16 protein-coding genes are annotated in these 18425 nt (G+C 65.8%); 8 read left to right on the top strand and 8 right to left on the bottom strand.

Annotated features, from left to right (window positions below; genetic code table 11):
• Positions 1–63: 63 nt before the first annotated feature.
• Positions 64–2196, bottom strand: coding sequence for an amylo-alpha-1,6-glucosidase (locus IEY07_RS08185; protein ID WP_188894700.1), 2133 nt, complete (start codon positions 2194–2196; stop codon positions 64–66).
• A gap of 64 nt (positions 2197–2260) precedes the next feature.
• On the opposite strand from IEY07_RS08185, the gene IEY07_RS08180 reads away from it, so the two are divergent.
• From IEY07_RS08180 to IEY07_RS08155, 6 genes are all read left to right on the top strand, one after another.
• The gene (locus IEY07_RS08180; RefSeq protein WP_188894699.1) at positions 2261–3349 is read left to right on the top strand and encodes an NUDIX domain-containing protein; all 1089 of its coding nucleotides are present in this window, start codon (positions 2261–2263) and stop codon (positions 3347–3349) included.
• A gap of 671 nt (positions 3350–4020) precedes the next feature.
• Positions 4021–4752, top strand: coding sequence for a DUF222 domain-containing protein (locus IEY07_RS08175; protein WP_268239194.1), 732 nt, complete (start codon positions 4021–4023; stop codon positions 4750–4752).
• Complete coding sequence (locus tag IEY07_RS24665; protein ID WP_373288820.1) at positions 4712–5125, top strand: HNH endonuclease signature motif containing protein; 414 nt, start codon at positions 4712–4714, stop codon at positions 5123–5125. Before IEY07_RS08175 ends, IEY07_RS24665 begins: the two co-directional genes overlap by 41 nt.
• 28 nt (positions 5126–5153) lie before the next feature.
• Entirely contained in the window at positions 5154–5867 is a 714-nt protein-coding gene (locus IEY07_RS08165) for a DNA alkylation repair protein (RefSeq protein ID WP_188894696.1), read from the top strand.
• A 60-nt stretch (positions 5868–5927) separates the two neighbouring features.
• Positions 5928–7307, top strand: coding sequence for a mycothione reductase (locus IEY07_RS08160; RefSeq protein ID WP_188894695.1), 1380 nt, complete (start codon positions 5928–5930; stop codon positions 7305–7307).
• A gap of 68 nt (positions 7308–7375) precedes the next feature.
• Complete coding sequence (locus tag IEY07_RS08155; RefSeq protein ID WP_188894694.1) at positions 7376–8719, top strand: glycoside hydrolase family 3 N-terminal domain-containing protein; 1344 nt, start codon at positions 7376–7378, stop codon at positions 8717–8719.
• Between the two features lie 3 nt (positions 8720–8722).
• Here IEY07_RS08155 and IEY07_RS08150 read toward each other — a convergent pair whose 3' ends face one another.
• Positions 8723–9685 carry a DUF2510 domain-containing protein gene (locus tag IEY07_RS08150; protein ID WP_229669844.1) on the bottom strand — a complete coding sequence of 321 codons (963 nt, stop codon included), beginning with the start codon at positions 9683–9685 and terminating at the stop codon, positions 8723–8725.
• Between IEY07_RS08150 and IEY07_RS08145 the strand changes: the two genes are divergently transcribed.
• The gene (locus IEY07_RS08145; protein ID WP_188894692.1) at positions 9617–10060 is read left to right on the top strand and encodes an EamA family transporter; all 444 of its coding nucleotides are present in this window, start codon (positions 9617–9619) and stop codon (positions 10058–10060) included. The genes IEY07_RS08150 and IEY07_RS08145 overlap by 69 nt on opposite strands.
• Before the next feature lie 30 nt (positions 10061–10090).
• On the opposite strand, the gene IEY07_RS08140 is transcribed toward IEY07_RS08145, so the two are convergent.
• From IEY07_RS08140 to mshD, 3 genes are all read right to left on the bottom strand, one after another.
• Positions 10091–10993, bottom strand: a complete 903-nt coding sequence (locus IEY07_RS08140) for an NUDIX hydrolase (protein WP_229669843.1) — start codon at positions 10991–10993, stop codon at positions 10091–10093.
• A 70-nt stretch (positions 10994–11063) separates the two neighbouring features.
• Positions 11064–13442, bottom strand: a complete 2379-nt coding sequence (locus IEY07_RS08135; protein WP_229669842.1) for an RNA degradosome polyphosphate kinase — start codon at positions 13440–13442, stop codon at positions 11064–11066.
• A 14-nt stretch (positions 13443–13456) separates the two neighbouring features.
• On the bottom strand, positions 13457–14413 hold the full coding sequence (mshD, locus tag IEY07_RS08130; RefSeq protein WP_188894690.1) for a mycothiol synthase: 957 nt from the start codon (positions 14411–14413) through the stop codon (positions 13457–13459).
• A gap of 51 nt (positions 14414–14464) precedes the next feature.
• On the opposite strand from mshD, the gene IEY07_RS08125 reads away from it, so the two are divergent.
• Positions 14465–15037 (top strand): hypothetical protein, encoded by a 573-nt coding sequence (locus IEY07_RS08125; protein WP_188894689.1) that lies wholly within the window; start codon positions 14465–14467, stop codon positions 15035–15037.
• 121 nt (positions 15038–15158) lie between these two features.
• Here the strand turns inward: IEY07_RS08125 and IEY07_RS08120 are convergent, their stop codons facing one another.
• From IEY07_RS08120 to IEY07_RS08110, 3 genes are read right to left on the bottom strand one after another with little or no spacing between them, the layout of a single operon-like run.
• A complete protein-coding gene (locus IEY07_RS08120; protein ID WP_229669841.1) occupies positions 15159–16061 on the bottom strand; it encodes a carbohydrate ABC transporter permease in 903 nt (300 codons plus the stop codon).
• Positions 16058–17092, bottom strand: a complete 1035-nt coding sequence (locus IEY07_RS08115; protein ID WP_188894688.1) for a carbohydrate ABC transporter permease — start codon at positions 17090–17092, stop codon at positions 16058–16060. Before IEY07_RS08115 ends, IEY07_RS08120 begins: the two co-directional genes overlap by 4 nt.
• Positions 17089–18372, bottom strand: a complete 1284-nt coding sequence (locus IEY07_RS08110) for an ABC transporter substrate-binding protein (protein WP_188894687.1) — start codon at positions 18370–18372, stop codon at positions 17089–17091. The genes IEY07_RS08115 and IEY07_RS08110 overlap by 4 nt, the downstream gene beginning before the upstream one ends.
• Positions 18373–18425: the final 53 nt, after the last annotated feature.

Here is an 18425-nt window from a genome sequence, read left to right as displayed (position 1 = left end):
TTGTCGGATCCTGAGATCGAGACTAGGGCGAGCTTCAGACGGTGTGCCGGACAGCGAACCGAGTCAGTCCGTGGACGTGACCGTCACCGAGAACGGCAGCCCGGTGACCTCGACGAAATCCTGGTCCGCGACCAGCGTCAGGCTGGCCGGACCGACCCGCAGCCCCGAGACGCGGGTGGCACCGAGGACCGCCATCGCGGGACCCGCGGTGAGCCGGCGCTGTGGCAGGTCGGCGTCCAGCCCGAGTGCGGTGGTGAGCAGCTGGTAGGGCACCGCGGCGGCCCATGCCTGCGGTGAACAGGCGGTCGGATAGGGCACAGGGGTCGGCACTTCGTCGCGACCGAAACCGCACAGCAGTTCCGGCAGCCGGCCGCCGTAGCTGTCCGCCGCGTCCAGCAGGCCGGCAAGGATGCGTTCGGCCTCGGCGCGGAAGCCATAGCGGGCGATGCCGGCGGCAACCAGCACCGTGTCGTGCGGCCAGACCGATCCGTTGTGATAACTGGCCGGGTTGTAGCGGCCGGCGTCGTCGGCCAGGGTCCGGATCCCGAAGCCGGTGAACATGCCCGGCGACATCAGCCGCTCGACGACCTGGCCGGCGACGTCGTCGGGAACGATGCCCGACCACAGGCAGTGGCCGATGTTGGAGGTCGCGGTGTCCACCGGTGTCTTGGTGCCGTCCAAGGCGATCGCGTAGAAGCCTTGTTCCGGTAGCCAGAAGGCCTGATGGAAGCGGCGCTGAAGATCGGCGGCACGATCCAGCCAGGGTTGTTGATCCTCTCCGAATGCCCGGGCCAGCTCGGCGCGGGCCCGGAAGGCGGCGTACGCGTAGCCCTGTACCTCGGCCAGCGCGATCGAGCCGGTGGCCAGCCGGCCGTCGGCGAAGCTGATCGAGTCGCCGCTGTCCTTCCAGCCCTGGTTGTCCAGACCATGATCAGCGGTGCGTTCGTATTCCAGGAAGACGTCACCGTCCCGGTCTCCGTAGTCGGTGATCCAGCTCATCGCCCGGTCGACGGCCGGCATCAATTCGGCGACCGCGTCGATCGGTTGGCCCCAGCGCAACGCCTGGGCGACCACGACGACGAACAGCGGCGTCGAGTCGATGGATCCGTAGTAGACGCCGGTTCCGCCCAGCGACAGCGACGGGTCGGATCCCTTTCGTATTTCGTGCAGGATCTTGCCGGGCTGCTCCTCGTTCTGCGGGTTGTCCGTCGTTCCCTGCAGCCGGGCCAGGCTGCGCAGTGTCCCGAGCGCAAGATCACCGAAGTACGGCAGCATCATCGCACTGGTAAGCAGCGAATCCCTGCCGAACAACGTCATGAACCACGGTGCGCCCGCCGCGACGGCGGCATCCTCGGGATGATCTTCGTCGAAGATCCGCAGCGCGCCAAGATCACGACGGCTGATCGTCAGGGCCCGATCCAGGCCGGGATGACCGACGGTGATCTTGGGTGCTGCTGCGTTCCAGGCGGCCGCTCGGAGTGCGGGGACAGACTCCGCCACCGGCCGGCTGTCGGTGAACGTGGGTTCTTGATCATGGTCGTCGTCGCCCGGTGCGACCTGGACGGTGCCGGTCCAGCTGCCCCGGGCGGGGACCGTCGTCTCCACCGTCAAACCATCCGGAGAGGTTTGCCATCCAGCGGCGGTGATCAGGACCGATCGTTGATCAACTGCGTTCTCCAGCCGCAACTCCAGCCGGCCGGCGTCGGAGTGCCGGGTGATCGTCCGCTCGCGGCCCTTGATCCCGCGGATCTCGAAGATATCGGCGAAGTCGGCGTCGATCCGCAAGTCGAGCCGGACGCGTACGTCCTGGGTGGCGTGGTTTGAGAGCGTGATGTCCTCGCGCAGGCCGGCTCCGATCCAGCGGCGGCGTTCGATCAGCAGCGTCGCCTCGAATTCCGACTCGCGGCGGACCCCGCGGCCCACGAAGCGGCAGCTGTACGCCTGGTCCGGGACAACCGTAAGGATGTCCGGAAGGACTCCGTCGACGGTCAGCTCCAGGGCCGACAACACCCGGGTGTCCTTGTAGTACAGACCGCGCGCGGCGCCGGAGATGCTGCCGGACTTGTCGGAGAGGCAGAAGGTCGAACCCTCGACCAGGGTGACCTCGGCCTCCCGGGAGAGCGCGCCGGCTGCGGCCGCGACCTCGTCGATCGGGGCCGACGGCAGGGCGGACTGGGACTTCGTTGACTGGGACATGATGGCCAAGCCTTGCATCACAAACCTCGTGCGGGCAACGACCCCGGTCGGTACGGTCGATGACGTGACGAGCTACCTGGCGCGCAATGAACTCGGATACCTCCTGCTCTCCTTCGAACCCGCCCTGGAGCACCAGCTTGATCATGATCACGAGACACCGCTGAATGCGTCGTTCGTCCTCGTCGAACGCGGCGGGCAGGTGCTGCTGGTCTTCGACAACTGGCGCAAGCACTGGGAGCTGCCCGGTGGCGGTCGTGATGCCGGCGAGTCGCCGCGCAGCGCCGCTGTCCGGGAGCTCGCCGAGGAGACCGGTGTCGTGACCGAGGAGTTGATCTTCGTCGGAGTCTCGTCGTATGAATCACCGCCCGATGGGCTGCATGAACGGGTCGCGGTCTACCGGACGGTGCTGGATCCCAGCGGGCCGGACCCGGTGCCGCTCTTCCAACCGGACAAGGAGATCGGCGGCACCCGATGGTGGGATCCCGCGTCCTCCCGCGAGGGCGTTGATCCGCTTGATGCGATGATCATCGACCTCGTGCTGGCGGACCCTACTGCCGCGCCGACACCGCTGGATGTCACCCGCGGCAGCTACCAGGCGGCTGCAGACGTCTACACCCAGCGGTCTCGGCCCTCGGGTATCGGGAAGCTCGCGATATTCCTCGACCGCTTCGCCGCATTCGTCGCCGAGGGGCGAGTGCTCGAGGTCGGCAGCGGGCCGGGATGGGATGCGGCCCACCTGGAGGATCTCGGGTTGACGGTCCAACGGACCGACATCACCCCGGCGTTCGTCGAGATGATGCGAGCCGAGGGTCACGACGCCTACCTGCTGGACGTCCGCAGTGACGACCTCGGCGGCCCCTGGGACGGGGTCCTGGCCAACGCGGTACTGCTGCACCTGAATCGTGCGGAATTCACTGTGGTGCTGCAGCGGATCGCGGTCGCAGTCCGAGATGGAGGGATCTTCGCTTTCACGCTCAAGGAGGGTGACGGCGACAGCTGGTCCGAGGACAAGCTCGGGTCGCCTCGATGGTTCGTCTACTGGCGTGAGCCGGCGGTTCGGGCGGAGCTGCGGGCGGCCGGATGGACGGTCATCTCTGTCGATCACCACACCGGGACCCGTGGGGATTGGTTGCACATTCTGGCCCGCCGCTGACGTACGCAGCGGGTCCAGCAGGGACTGTCCGCCCCTTGTTGTAGCGTCGTGAGGGACACCTGTCGGGCTTGTCGCGGTGGCGGTGTTTCTCTTGTATATAAGGGATTCCGTCGATTTCGCGTCTTGCAATCGTACGGGGGATCGAATAGAATCTGTCGTTATGGGGTATCAATCGTTGTCGGGGCCGGAGTGGCTTCCGGGTGAGCTGGATGCCCTGTTCGCGAGGGAGCCGGAGGAGCTGGAGCCGACGGTCCCGGATCCTGAGGATCCCTGGCCGGTGGACGTTGACGATGAAGATCTTGGCGGCTGGTTCGACTCTGACCTCGATTCTGGTCTCGACTCTGACCTCGAATCTGGTCTCGAATCTGGTCTCGACTCTGGCCCGGTCGGTGATGAAGTGCCCGGTTCGGTCCCGGATCGGTTTGCTGCCGCGGTGGCGGATTTGGATGCTGCGGTCGACCGAGTGGCCGCACTGGCCGGGGATCTCGGGTTGGGGTTGGCCGGCAGGGATGGGCTGGTCGCTTGGATGCAGGGGTTAGAGCGGTCACGGAACAGACTTCTGGGTCCGAGTCAGGTGTTGATCAATCTGATGGAGGCCGCGGGGTGTCGTACGGATGGTCCCTTGGGTCTGTTCGCGAGTCCGCAAGCATTCCTGATCGCGCTGTTGGGGAATCTCTGCCGGCGAGGCGAAAGCCCGTGTGCGGGCGGCGGAGTTGTTGGCCCCGAAGATGAGTCCCGCGGGTGAGATGGTTCCACCGCGGTATCCGGTTGTGGCCGCCGCCCAAGCGTCCGGGGAGGTCTCGTGGGATCGGATTGATCTGGTGACGAAGGCGTTGGTCGACTGGGAGAAGTTGTTGCCGGTCGACGGCAACAACGTCACCGTCGAGACGTTGGCCGAGGCCGAAGAGCTGTTAGCCGGGCAGGCGCGGGTCTTCGGTGGGCGGCAGCTGGGGCAGGTGATCGATCGGATTGCGGGTTGGTTGGTGCCGGACGGAATGCTCGATGACCGGGCGGCGCAGGACGCGGTCAGAGAGTTGGAGGTGCGTCCGATCCGCCGCGGCATGCATAAGGGCATGTATCGGGTGGAGGGCCGGCTGACCGGCGATGCGGGTGCGAAAGCACTCGCCATGTTGGATCCGTTGGCGAAACCGCAACCGGTCGTCGACGAGTCCGGGCGTGTGGTGGAACGGGATCATCGGGATCGTGGGCAACGCATGCACGATGCGTTGGAAGAGGCGTTGGATCGGAGTTTGCGGGCGGGTGAGTTGCCGGCTCATGGTGGGACGCCGGCGACGTTGATCCTGATCGCCGGGGAAGACGAGTTCGTTGCGGGTACGGGTGCGGGTGTGACTGAGACTGGTGATGTCTTGCCGATGGAGGGCGGTGCGCGGTCTGTCGGATGAGGCGGAGATCGTCCGCACGGTGTTTCACAAGCAGACCCGGGAGGTTCTCTCCTTGGGTCGGACTCGACGGTTGGCCAGTTATGCGCAGACTCTTGCTCTGGCCGCCCGGGATGGTGGGTGCACGTTTCCGGGGTGTTCGAAGTCGCCGAAATGGTGTCAGCGGCATCACATCGTCGATTGGGCCAATGGGGATCCTACGGATTTACCGAATTTGGCTCTTCTCTGCCCGTTTCATCATGCCCGGTTCGCCCGGCATGGCTGGTCGGCCGAATACAAGCACGGTCGGGTGTGGTGGCGGCCGCCCAAGATCATCGATCCGGAACAGAAGCCGATCCTCAACATCCGCCACCGAGCCGGACCACTGATCACGTGAGCGTCGGCAGACACGTCGAGCCCGGCGCGTGACCGTCCTTTCCGAGGTATCCGGAGCACTCGAAGCCGCAGCTGATCCAGCCGCGGCAGTAGCCCTTGCGCGCTATTTCAAGACCGGGCCAGGAGCGTACGGGGAGGGCGATCGGTTCATCGGCATCAAGGTTCCGATGCTGCGGAAGATCGCCAAGCCGTACGGATCTGTGCCCTTCGACGCGGACTCCTGGCTGCCGTTGCTGCGCCATCCCGTGCACGAGTACCGGCTGGCCGCGCTGCTGGCGATGACCTACCGGTTCGCCAGGGCCACTCCGAACGAGCAAGCCGCGATTCATGGCTGCTATCTGGACAACATGGCCTTCGTCAACAACTGGGACCTGGTCGATCTGTCCTGTCGCACGCTCGTGGGCGACTATCTGCTGGATCGGGAGCGAGACCTACTGGACGAGCTGGCGCGCTCGACTTCTCTGTGGGAGCGTCGGATCGCGATGGTCAGCACGCACAGCTTCATCCTCCACGGCCAGACCTTGGACACCCACCGGATCGCGCTGGTCCTGATCGACGACCGGCACGATCTGATTCACAAGGCCGTCGGCTGGATGCTGCGCGAGGCGGGCAAGCGGGTCAGCGAGCCCGAGCTGCTCGCCTTCCTGGACCGGCACGCGACAGCGCTACCGCGGACGGCGCTGCGGTATGCGATCGAACGGCTGGAGCCGGACGTACGACGCCACTACCTCGAATTTCGCTGACACCGTCCGAAGGCGTGGACTGCGTACGCGACCGGTCGGACGCCATGCGACGATCTGACCATGCCGCACTTCGACTTGTGCATCATCGGTTCCGGCTCCGGTAACACGATCGTTGACGAACAGTTCGCCGACCAGAGCGTTGCCCTGATCGACCAGGGGGTCGGACCGAACGCGGTCTTCGGCGGCACCTGCCTCAATCTGGGGTGCATCCCCACGAAGATGTTCGTCCTCCCGGCCGATCTCGCCCGCAGTCCTTCCGAGGCGGACCGCCTCGGTGTCGATCTCACGTTCAACCGTGCCGACTGGAAAGCCATCCGGGACCGCATCTTCGGGCGGATCGACCCGATCTCCGCGGGTGGTGAGCAGTGGCGGGCATCCTCGCCCAATCTCACGCTGTACCGCGAGCACGCGCATTTCGTCGGACCGAAGACTCTCCAGGTCGGTGATGATCACGTGACCGCCGACCGGTTCGTGATCGCCGCCGGCAGCCGTGCCGTGCTGCCGCAGATCCCGGGCATCGAGGACGTGACGGTGCACACCTCCGACACCGTGATGCGGATCGACGACCTTCCGCGATCGATGGTGATCCTGGGCGGCGGTTTCATCGCAGCAGAATTCGCCCACATCTTCTCCGCATTCGGGGTCGACGTCACCGTGGTGATGCGCTCCGGCCGGATGCTCCGGCACGAGGACGACGACATCTCCGACCGCTTCACCGAGTTGATCGAGAAGCGGGTCAAACTGGTCAGGAATGCCTCAATAACCGGGCTGCAGGCGTGCGACGACGGCCGGATCAGGGTGATCACCGATCAGGAGCCGGTACAGGAGGTCGACCTGGTCCTGGTGGCGATCGGCCGCCAACCCAATGGCGACCTGGTCGACGTCGGCGCAGCCGGAGTTGATCTTGACGACGGCGGTCGGGTGATCGTCGACGACTACCAGCGCACGACGGCCGACGGCGTCTTCGCACTCGGTGACGTGTCATCGCCCTATCAGCTCAAGCATGTCGCCAACCACGAGGCGCGGGTCGTCCAGCACAATCTGCTGCATCCGGATTCCATGATCACCGCTGACCATCGGTTCGTGCCGCATGCGGTGTTCTCGGACCCGCAGGTCGCATCGGTCGGGCTCACGGAGCAGGAGGCCGTGCGGGCGGGTCGCAACTACGTCACCGCGGTCCAGGACTACGGCACCGTCGCGTACGGCTGGGCGATGGAAGACACCCAGCACCTGGCCAAGTTGATCGCCGACCGCGACTCACGTCAGCTGATCGGGGCCCATATCGTCGGGCCGCAGGCGTCGACCCTGATCCAGCCGTTGATCCAGGCGATGAGCTTCGGGCTTGCCGTTCCGGACATGGCTCGCGGCCAATACTGGATCCACCCGGCGCTGCCGGAGTTGGTCGAGAACGCGCTGTTGTCGCTCAAGTTCGACGATTGAGTCACATCGACACGGCGACAGCATCACGATGGCGGGTCGGCACCGCCGGGCATGGCAGAGTCGGACTGGTGAGCACCGAGCAACAGCGACTGCGAAACCGTCCAGTCCCAGGCAACCGCGGGGGTGGCCGGCCTGCCCGGGTCGTCGTCGGCGGGCTGGCCACGGCGGCGATGATCACCCTCGCTGCGTGCGGTCAGCAGGCCGGACCGCCATCCGCCGGGACCACGGCCGCGGGCACCGCGTCCGGACCCGCCACGTCCGGGCAGCCGACCTCCTCCGCGCCCACAGGAGAAGCCACCGCGGCCTCCTCGCCGTCTCAGCCGGCCGGCTCATCGAGCCCGACCGCGTCCAAGACGTCCGCCGGCGGCCAGACCTGCTCGGCGCTGGCCGGCGACCTGACCTTGGACCAGCAGGTCGGACAGTTGTTCATGGTGGCCACGAGTTCGTCCGGCATGGGCAGCGCGGAGGCGGACGAACTGTCCTCCCTCGATGTCGGCTCCGTGTTGCTGCTGGAGAATTCGACCGCAGGTCGCTCAGCGATCCGCTCGGTTACCGATGCGATCAGGGACGGTGTGGGCGGCCATCACGGCGTCAAACTCATGTTGGCAGCCGACCAGGAGGGTGGTGAGGTCCAGCGGTTGGCCGGACCGGGCTTCGACACCATCCCCAGTGCCGAGGATCAGGCGTCGCTGTCCGACAGCCAACTGCAGTCGGACGCCAAGACTTGGGGGCGCCAGCTCAAGGAGGCCGGTATCGACGTCAATCTGGCTCCCGTCTCCGACGTCGTACCGAGCTCGATCGGGACTGCCAATGCGCCGATCGGCGCCCTGCGGCGCGGCTACGGGCCGAAGGCAGCTGTTGTCGCCCGCAAGAACACTGCCTTCATCAAAGGCATGGAGGCTGCCGGTGTGGCGACTTCGGTGAAGCACTTTCCCGGATTGGGCATCGTCCGTGGCAACACCGATACCAGCACCGACGTCACCGACGACGTCACCACCCGCGACGACAAGCGGCTGGCCGGATTCAAGGCCGGAGTTGCGGCCGGCGTCGACATGGTGATGGTCTCCTCGGCCGTCTACACCAAGATCGACGCCGATCATCCTGCGACCTTCTCCAGCACCGTGCAGAAGGGCATGATCCGCGGTGACCTCGGCTTCAAGGGCGTGATCATCTCCGATGATCTCCTCGGCGCCGCGCTCAGCTCGGAGCCGGTTTCCCAGCGAGCCTTGCGCTTCATCCGCGCCGGGGGCGATCTGTCGATCGTCGGCAAATACGCCGACGCGACGTCGATGATCAAGACCGTACGCGATGCCGCCGCCGACGACCCGGACCTGCGCGCCGAGATCAAGGACGCCGCAACCCGGGTGTTGATCATGAAAGCCCGGCACGGTCTCGCGGACTGTACCGGGTGATGATCATTTGTCGACGGTGAGCTCCGACAGCGCCTTGTCGGCCGGCGCCTGGTACTGCTTGGCGTTGTCGGGGATCGAGGAGTAGAAGAGACCCGAGGTGGCACCATCGCTGACGACCAGCAGCGTCATCGTCTCGCCCTTGGCCTTCAGCCCCTCGATGTTGAAGGTCAGATGCGACTGCAGGTACCAGGCGTCGTGGCCGTCGACCTTCATCGCCTTGCTGGTCAGGTCGTGCCGCTGCACCGGGTTGTCGCCGTAGAACTTTCCGACCACGCACTTGGCGACGATGCCCACCCCGTCCTTAGGGGTGTAGAAGCCGTCGCCGGCGATCAACTGGGCGACCAGCACCGACGCCACCCAACTGCTGTCCCTCTGGTAGTTGGGTTCAGTGGTGATCTCCTGCTCCTGGACATCGGCGCCGAACGGCACCCGGTCATCCCCCTGCGGTTCTCCCCAGGGCGACCCGAGCTCTGGGTAGGAGATGGGCCCACCGTGCACCCGTCCGTCGCTGGGGTGATTCGGGGCAGCCGACGAGCTCGAAGTGTTGACCGGACACGGATTCGTCGACGGGTCGTCCCCGCCGAGCGGATTGCTCAGACCGCCTGATCCGCCGAGATTGCGGATCACCAGCACGCCGATGATGATCAGCACCACCAGAATCGCCGCACCACCGAGCCACCAACCCAGTCCGCTGCTGCGCTTCTTGCCGGCCTGCTGCTGATAGGCCTGGTAGGCACTCGGCTGACCGGAGTAGCCCAGCGGCTGCTGCCCGCCCTGCGTGCCGGATTGCTGGCCGGCGCCGTACGACTGCTGGCCGCTCAGCGGAGACGAACCCTGGCCGAGCCCTTGGCTGGGTGGCGGGGCAGCTGGGTTCGACGTCGTGACGGCCGACCAGGCGTGACCGTCCCAGTAGCGATACATGCCCTGGGCGCCGCCCGGATCCGGATACCAACCCGCATTTGCCACGCAGGGAGTCTACGTGGACGCGGTGTCGGCCTCACAGGAAGTCCCCTCGGCCTAGATGCTGCCCGAGTCAGCGCAGGATCAGCCGTCCGAGCTCGATCGCCTCGTCAGCCGCCCGCTGACGCGGAATTCGGCTGCGCCGTTGCTTGGATCGCGCTGCTCAGTGGGCTCGGTGGCTACGGCGCCTTCCTGCTGGTCCTACGCCGTCAGGGCGCTGCGGCAGTCGGGACGTGGCTCTATCTGAGCCCGCCCGCCACCATGATCTGGACCTGGCTGATGTTCGGCGACCGGATCGGATGGTTGGAGCTGCTGGGGCTGATGATCACCGCGGCAGGCGTTGCGTTGGCCATCTCCAGGGCCGCGCGCCGGCGCCGCTGAGCGATTCCGGAGATCTGGTCCCGCTTCCGATCAGGCCAGCGGCCGGTGGAATTCCACCGCGTGCACGTCGGCGGTGTCGGTGAGGTGGACCACCACGCACTCGGCGGTGCCCAGGGCTCGCTCGGGCAGGTCGAGCGCGTTCAGCATGTGCGGCAGCACCGGCCGGTGGCCGCAGACCGCGATCGGCACGTGGTCGGTGACCGCACGCTCGCGGAGCTGGTCCATCGCCTCGGCGACGCCATCGGGATCGTCCGATCCCTCGTCCTCGTTGAGGATCGCCAGAGTCTGGGAATTCAGCCGCGAGTCCAACGCGTACGGCTGCAGCGTCGCGGTGCAGCGCAACCAGGGGGAGCTGTAGAGCTCCTGGACGCCGTACGCTCCCAGCAGCCCGATCAGCTGCCGGGCCTGCACCCTGCCGCGCGGTCGCAACGGCCGGTCCGGGTCGGTGCCGTGCCAGTCCTTGCGGTTGATCGCCTTGGCATGCCGGACGATGATCAACGGCGTGGTGATCGGCTGCTCCAGCGCCTGGCCCAGGAGCGTCTTGTCCAGGTCGTAGTCGAGTCGCCGGTCGGCCTCCTCGACCGACAGCCAGGCCACCTCGTCCACCTCGAGCAGCTCCGGATGATCTTCACCGTCGTCCGGTGCGGCGCGCTGCGGCTGCGGCTCGTCGACCGCCGAACCGCCCCACCAGGAGACCGTCTTCCCGGCGCCCTTCGGCGTGCGATAGGAGAAGCTGTCCAGCGGGGCCTGCAGCCGGACCCGCAGTCCGGTCTCCTCGGTGACTTCCCGGACCGCTGCGGCTGGCGATGTCTCGCCGGGCTCGAGCTTGCCCTTCGGCAGCGACCAGTCGTCATACCGGGGACGATGCACCGCGAGCACTTCGGTGACCTCACCACGACGCCGGAAGACCACGGCACCTGCAGCCTGGATCACCCTCACGAAACCGCCGCGGCCATGGTCGACATCTTCATGGTCAATACTCTCATGATCAACACTCTCATGATCACTTGGTCCGTCGGCGGCCGGATCGGTTGATCAACATCTCCTGGAGATCACGCAGCGGCTGGCCGTTGTCGTCCAGCACCCGCTCGTGCCAGGTACCGTCGCCACTCAGCCACCACGCCCCTGTCCGCTCGTTGAAGGCGACATCGAAAAGATCTTCGATCTCGGCGATGTGAGCCGCATTGGTGATCGAGACCAGCACCTCGACCCGCCGGTCGAGGTTACGGTGCATCAGGTCGGACGACCCGATGCCGACATTCGGCCGGCCGCCGTTGGCGAACCAGTAGAGCCGGCTGTGCTCCAGGAACCGGCCGACGATGCTGCGGACCCGGATGTTCTCGCTGACACCGGGGATCTGCGGCCGCAGGGTGCAGATGCCACGGACCCACAGGTCGATCGGCACCCCGGCGTTCGAGGCCCGATACAGGGCGTCGGTGATCGCCTCGTCGACGAGCGAGTTGACCTTGATCTTGATCCCGGCCGGACGACCGGCACGGCGGTGCTCGATCTCGTTCTCGATCCGCTCGATCAGTCCGGTCCTGATCCCGTGGGGAGCCACCAGCAGCCGGCGGTATTCGCGCTCCTGGCTCATCCCCGACAGGTGGTTGAAGAGCCGGCCGATGTCCTCGGTGACGATCGGATTCGCGGTCAGCAGCCCCATGTCCTCATAGAGCCGGGCCGTCTTGGGGTTGTAGTTGCCGGTGCCGATATGGGCATAGCGACGCAGGCCTTCCGGTTCGTCCCGGACCACCATCGCCAGCTTGCAGTGGGTCTTGAGTCCGATCAGGCCGTAGACGACGTGGCAGCCGTGCTGCTCGAGCCGCCGCGCCCACGCGATGTTGGCCTGCTCGTCGAATCTGGCCTTGATCTCAACCACCGCGAGCACCTGCTTGCCGGCCTCCGAGGCGTCGATCAGGGCGTCGACGATCGGGGAGTCGCCCGAGGTCCGATACAGGGTCTGCTTGATGGCAAGGACCTGCGGGTCGTCAGCCGCCTGCTCGATGAAGCGTTGCACGCTGGTCGCGAACGAATCGTACGGGTGGTGCAGCAGCACGTCGCGCTGCTTCAGCGCCGCGAACATGTCGGCGGGCTTGGCGGTCTCCACCTCGGCCAGGTGCGGATGGGTCTTCGGCACGAAGGTCGGATACTTCAGCTCGGCCCGATCGAGGTCGGCGACCGCCGACAGGCCGACCAGGTCCAGCGGCGTCGGAAGCCTGAAGACCTCGTTCTCGCTGATGTCCAACTCGGTCATCAGCAACTCGAGCATCTTGGCGTCCATCGTCTCCGACACCTCGAGCCGGACCGGCGGCCGTCCGACCTTGCGTCGCAGCAGTTCCTTCTCCAGCGCGATCAAGAGGTTCTCGGCGTCGTCCTCCTCGACCTCGACATCCTCGTTGCGGGTCACCCGGAAGACGTGGTGATCGACGATCTCCAGTCCGCCGAAGAGCTGGTCGAGGTGTCTGGCGATGATGTCCTCGAGGGCGACGAACCGGCCCTCGGAGAGTGAGATGAAGCGCGGCAGCACATCGGGCACCTTGACCCGGGCGAACTGCCGGGCCCCGGTGTCGGGATTCTTGACCATCACCGCCAGGTTGAGCGACAGCCCGGAGATGTAGGGGAACGGGTGCGAGGGGTCGACCGCCAGCGGGGTCAGCACCGGGAAGATCCGGTCGGCGAACAGCTGCCGCATCCGGGCCTTCTCCTCGCTGGTCAACTGGTCCCAGCGCAGGATCTCGATGCCATGCTCGGCCAGCTCCGGACGGACCTCCTCGGCGAACACCCGGGCCTGCTCGGTGACCAGTTCGCGGGTGCGGGTGAGGATCGCCTCGTGGATCTCCCTCGGCATCAGCCCGCTGACACTGGGCACCGCGACACCGGCCGCGATCCGCCGCTTCAGGCCGGCCACCCGGACCATGTAGAACTCGTCCAGGTTGCCGGAAAAGATGGACAGGAACCGGACCCGCTCCAGGAGCGGGATCCGTACGGTGTCCTTGGTCAGCGCCAGGACCCGGTTGTTGAAGGCGAGCCAGCTGAGCTCGCGGTCGAGGTAGCGGTTGGCCGGCAGGTCCTTGACCTCGTCCTCGTCCTCGGCATCGGCCAGCACCCGGCCGACAGGATTCGTACGACCGGTCGCCGCCGGACCGTTGTCCAGCAGCAGCGTCTGGCTGCCGGCCATCACGTCCTGATCGGGATCGGCGTCAGCGGGTGCGCCGGCGATGGCCGAACGCGTGGTGATGGGGGAGGCCGGCTGCTCATCGGCGACCGGATTGCCGTTCGCGTGATCCGGATCCGCCGGACGTTCACCGTCGCCCAGCGCGCCGGCCTGGTTGAGCTCCCGCTCCAACCCGGCCTGGTTCAGATCGGTGTCGGTCGTATCCATCTGCACTCCTCGTCTCACTCCTGGTGTTGCTGGCCGTAGAGGACATCGCGGTTCACGACGTCGAAGCCGTTCAGGACGTACAGGCCGACCGCCGGATCATTGTCCCCCTCGACGTACAGAATCACCTCACCCAGTCCGAGATCGTCGCGCAGATGGATCAGTCCGGCCCGCAACAGCGCCTTGCCCAGGCCACGCCTGGCGGACGACGGATCGACGCCGAGGACGTACACCTCGCCCTGACTGTCGGAATGCTGTTTCATCCAATGGAAGCCGAGCACCCGGCCCGACTCGTCGACCGCCAGCAGGAAGTCGGCGGCGTTGAACCACGGCTCGGACATGGTGGCCCGCAGGCCGTCCAGACCGACCCGCCCCTGCTCGGGATGATCGGCGAAAGCCCGGGCATTGACCTCGAGCCAGGCCTGATCGTCGGCCCCCGGCCGGAAGGCGCGGATGCTGACCCCGGCCGGCAGCTCCGGCTCGAGGATCGGCGCCGACAGCGGTCTGGACATGATGAGCAGCTCCCGTACGGGCACCAGATGGGCGCTGGCGGCCAGCGTCTGGGCGGCGACCGAGTTGCCGGGCGCCCAGATCCGCACCGAACTCTCCGCCGCCTCGATGCAGGCGGCCAGCAGCCGCCGTCCGGCGCCGGCGCGACGGGCATCCGGGATGACGAACAGCGACCCCGTCGGATCGGAGTGCTGGTCGCGCAGGAACGCGTAGCCGACCCAGTCGAGCTTCTCCGCGCCCGATTCGTCGACCACCGTACGATGCACGGTCACGTGCAGCGGCGTCTGGGACGGCGGCAGCGACTCCGGATACTGGATCGCCTGCAGCGCCTCGTCATTCAACGGTGGCTTACCGTCGTAGCCGGCGGTCTGGCGGGCCATCTCCAGCAGCGTCTCGCGATCGTCGGACGGCAGTGCCGACGTCGCTGCCGCCGTGTAACGCTGATGCCCGCCGCCGGTGTCCACGGACCTACGGTATCGGCAGCGGCGACAGTCCTTGACTAGGCTTGTTCGGTTATGACTGAGAGCACCAACCCCGAAGCGAACCACGAATCCGGTCCCGGCGATGTGGGCATCGCCGGCGCGAACCCCGATCTGAAGTGGGCATCGACCCAGCGCACTCTGGCCCTCGTCGGTGCCGTGCTGGGCCTGCTCGCCCTGGTCGCGACAGTGGTCGGCCTGGCGCCTGCCCTCGAGGGCTACGGCTTCCGGCTGATGGCCGCGATCGCGGCGCTGCTGCTGACACTGTGCTGCGCGGCGAATGCCCTCTGCTGGCAGACCGAGCTCCGGGTCTGGCGAACTGGTTCCGGAAGCGCGTCCGACCCTGGGTATCGGCAGCGCTTCCGGTTGTCGCTGGTCGCCCACGTGGTCAGCTATGTCGCCGTCCTGATCGGCATGTACGGGACGTTGGAGGGCAGTGCGCTGGCAGGCTGGGCGAGCGGTGCGGGGACCCTGCACGGGATCGCCTTCATCCTGATGATCTTCAGTCAGATCGTCGGCGGCACCCAATACCTGCGGCGCTCGGGGCCACCCGGCACGATCCCGACCTACATCCGCCGACTCAACGCCAAGGTCCAGTCGCTGCGCTGACCGCACCCGCCGAGGGGTCACTTTCTCCCTGATTCTGCGGCGTGTCGTCCGGTCGAGCCGGGCACCTGCGACGACACACCGCACAGATTGAGGAAGAAGTGACTTCTCGGCGGGTTGGAGGTCAGCCCTTGATGGCTCCGGCGGCGATATTGGCGATGAAGTGTCGGGAGCCGATGATGAAGATCCCGATCAGCGGGACGACACTGATCACCGCGCCGGCCATCACCTCGCCGAAGTTGGTGCTGTAGATGGCGTTCAACTGGGACAGCGCCACCTGCAAGGTGAGCCGCCTGGGGTTGACCAGGATGATCAACGGCCACACATAGTCGTTCCAGGTCGTGATGAAGGTGAAGATGCCGAGGAAAGCGACACCGCCCCGCATCATCGGCACGCCGATGCTCCACCAGGTCCGGAAGAATCCCGCACCGTCGACCCGCGCCGACTCCACCATCTCGTTGGGGATCGAGGTCTGCGCGAACTGCCGCAGCAGGAAGATCCCGAACGCGTTCGCCGCGCCCGGGACGATCAGGGCGGCGAAGCTGCCGGTCCAGCCGAGCCAGCTCATCAGCACGAAACTGGGAACCAGGGACAGGCTGCCGGGCACCAGGAAGGTCGCCAGCAACAGAACGAAGAGCGTGTTCTTGCCCGGGAATTCGTACTTGCCGAAGGCGAAGGCCGCCAGCGAGTCGAAGAACATCACCAGAACGGCGACCGCCAGCGACACCAGGAACGTGTTGAGCAGCGACTGGAACAGCGGTACGTCGTGCACCACCGCGTTGAGGTTCTCCCACAGGTGCGTGCTGAACCACAGCTTGGGTGGGTAGCCGAAGATCTGCGCCGTTGTCTGGGTCGACATCACCAGCAACCAGTAGAACGGGAAGATCGAGAACATCACGCCGATGATGATGCAGACGTGGGTGACGATCCGGCCGACCATCGACCGGGTCCGGGCGTTGGCCGACGTCTTGGTCGGATCGCCGAACCGGGTGGTCGTGGCCGGTGGGGTCTCTACGGTCGTGCTCACTTCGCCGCCACCTCCGTCGGCTCGGCGGACGCATTCGCGGCCCGCTGTTTCCTGGACACCTTGAAGACCTTCTGACCGTCGACCTCACGCTCGCTGACCAGACGCCAGTTGATGATCGCGAAGACCACCGCGATGATGAACAGTGCCCAGGCGATCGCCGCTCCGTAACCGAAGTCGAACTGGTTGAAGGCCTGGTAGTACTGGTAGAGCACGATGGTGAGGCCACCGTCGGCAGGGCCGCCGATATTGCTGGTGTTGCCGAACAACACCTGTGGCTCGGTGAAGAGGCTCAGGCCGCCGACGGTTGAGGTGATCACCGTGAACAAGATCACCGGACGCAGCATCGGGATGGTGATCCGGGAGAAGATGTGCCAGTTGTTGGCACCGTCGACGCGGGCTGCTTCGTACAGCTCGGTCGAGACCGCCTGCAACCCGGCCAAGTAGATGATCGAGTTGTAGCCGGTCCAGCGCCAGATCACCATGACTGCGATCACGACCTTGATGCCCCACGGATTGGACAACCAGGGCACCTGTGACACGTGTAGCCAGTTCAGGAACGAGTTGATGATGCCGAAGCTGTTGGAGAAGATCGACCCGAAGACGATCGCCATCGCGACCGCGCTGGTCACATTCGGGATGAAGAAGGCCACTCGGTAGAAGCCCTTGGCCCTGATGTTGGTGTGCAGCAGGAAGGCGATCACCAGTGCCAGGAACAGCATCGGGATCGTCGACATGATCCAGATCAGGAAGGTGTTGCCGACCGCGAGCCAGAACCGGCTGTCGGTGATCAAGAACCGGTACTGGGCGAGACCGACGAATTTCATCTGGCCCATGCCGTCCCAGTCGTTGAACGACAGCCAGATCGAGAAGATCAACGGGAACATTCCGAAGACCAGGAAGAGGATGTAGAAGGGTGCGACCGCGACGTACTGCGGCCAGAACCGCTTGAACGGGTTCCGGGGCCTGCGTTCGGTGGTCGACGGCTCGTCAGCGACGCGGGCCGATGGAATCGCCGGATTGGTGACGGTCATACGTTCACCCCTCGCTTCCGAAGGATCTTGTTGGTCTGGGCCACCGCGTCATCCCAGGCCCGGTCCGGATTCTTGCCGGCCGCCTCGACGTTGGTGATCTCGGTGCCGAAGAACGCGGCCTGGGCCTCGTAGGTGCTGATGAAGGAGGTCGGCACCTCCTTGGCCGCTTCCAGGAAGAAGGTCAGCGGATCCTGGTCACCGAAGAAGCCGGTGTTGCTCTTCATGGTGCCCAAGGTGAAGGAGTCCTCTGCGGAGGGGAACAACTGGATGTTGTTGAACGCCTGCGCCTGGTTCTGCGGATTGTTCAACCAGGTGATGAATTTGAACGCCGCCTCGGGGTCCTTGCAGGTGTGCGGGATGCAGATGAACGAGCCGCCGCTGTTGCCGGCCCGGACCGGTTGCTTGGCCAGTCGCCACTTGCCCTTGGTGTCCGGGGCGGTATCGCCCAGGATCTGAGCCCACCAGACGGCCTCGATGTGGCCGGCCGTCTTGCCGCTTTCCCAAGCAGCGTTCTGATCCGTGCTGACCTGCTGGTTGCCGGTGATGCCGGCCTTGATCGCCTTGACTGCCATGTTCCAGGCGTCGCGGATCGTGCTGGTCTGGTTCATGTAGAGCGGCTTGCCGGCCTTGTCGAAGTATCGCTGCGGACTGGCGTTGATGTACTGGCCGAAGAGTTGGCCGGCAGTGATGTCCATGAACGATCCGACATTGCGCTTGAGCTTCTGACCCAACTCGATGAATTCGTCCCAGGTCTTCATCGCCGCACCGACGGACTCCGGATCGGACGGGATCTTCGCCTTGTCGAAGACGTCCTGGCGGTAATAGAAGCCGGTCGGGCCGGTGTCCAGCGGGAAGAATCGGAAGTGGTTGGTCGGAGTGACTCCCAGCTCCCACTTCCAGTCGAAGTAGAGGTGCTTGTAGTTCTGGGCACCCAACTCGTCGAGGTCGAGGAACATGTCCTCGTTGGGGAAGTAGAGCGACACGTTGGAGTTGATGTTGGTCAGATCGGGGATGTAGGCGTTGCCGGCCAGGCTGGTCCGGAGTTTGGTGTCGAACGATCCGCCGATGATGTCTGCCCGCAGATGTCGTTGGGTGCCGGGTATCTGCTTGGCGGCAATGGACAACAGGGCAGGATCGATGGAGCGGTCCCAGTACCAGATGACGAGCTCGTTGGGATCGGACGAGATCGACGTTCTGCTGCCACACGCGGACAATCCGCCGGCGGCGAGGGCTCCGAGCCCAGCCGTACCGGCTAATAACGATCTTCGGGAGAAGGCCATCGGCTCTCACTCTCGGCGTTGAGTAGTGGTTCAGCGGCATCATGATCAACATG

Source organism: Microlunatus endophyticus, assembly GCF_014646195.1.
In the GTDB taxonomy this organism is placed as follows: Bacteria; Actinomycetota; Actinomycetes; order Propionibacteriales; family Propionibacteriaceae; genus Microlunatus; species Microlunatus endophyticus.
This window is presented reverse-complemented; position numbering and strand designations above follow the sequence as displayed.

Coding starts and splice junctions, on each gene's coding strand:
- IEY07_RS08185 (WP_188894700.1), bottom strand. CDS start 2,196: ATGTCCCAGTCAACGAAGTCCCAGTCCGCCCTGCCGTCGGCCCCGATC.
- IEY07_RS24665 (WP_373288820.1), top strand. CDS start 4,712: ATGTCTTGCCGATGGAGGGCGGTGCGCGGTCTGTCGGATGAGGCGGAG.
- IEY07_RS08160 (WP_188894695.1), top strand. CDS start 5,928: ATGCCGCACTTCGACTTGTGCATCATCGGTTCCGGCTCCGGTAACACG.
- IEY07_RS08135 (WP_229669842.1), bottom strand. CDS start 13,442: ATGGATACGACCGACACCGATCTGAACCAGGCCGGGTTGGAGCGGGAG.
- IEY07_RS08125 (WP_188894689.1), top strand. CDS start 14,465: ATGACTGAGAGCACCAACCCCGAAGCGAACCACGAATCCGGTCCCGGC.
- IEY07_RS08115 (WP_188894688.1), bottom strand. CDS start 17,092: ATGACCGTCACCAATCCGGCGATTCCATCGGCCCGCGTCGCTGACGAG.
- IEY07_RS08110 (WP_188894687.1), bottom strand. CDS start 18,372: ATGGCCTTCTCCCGAAGATCGTTATTAGCCGGTACGGCTGGGCTCGGA.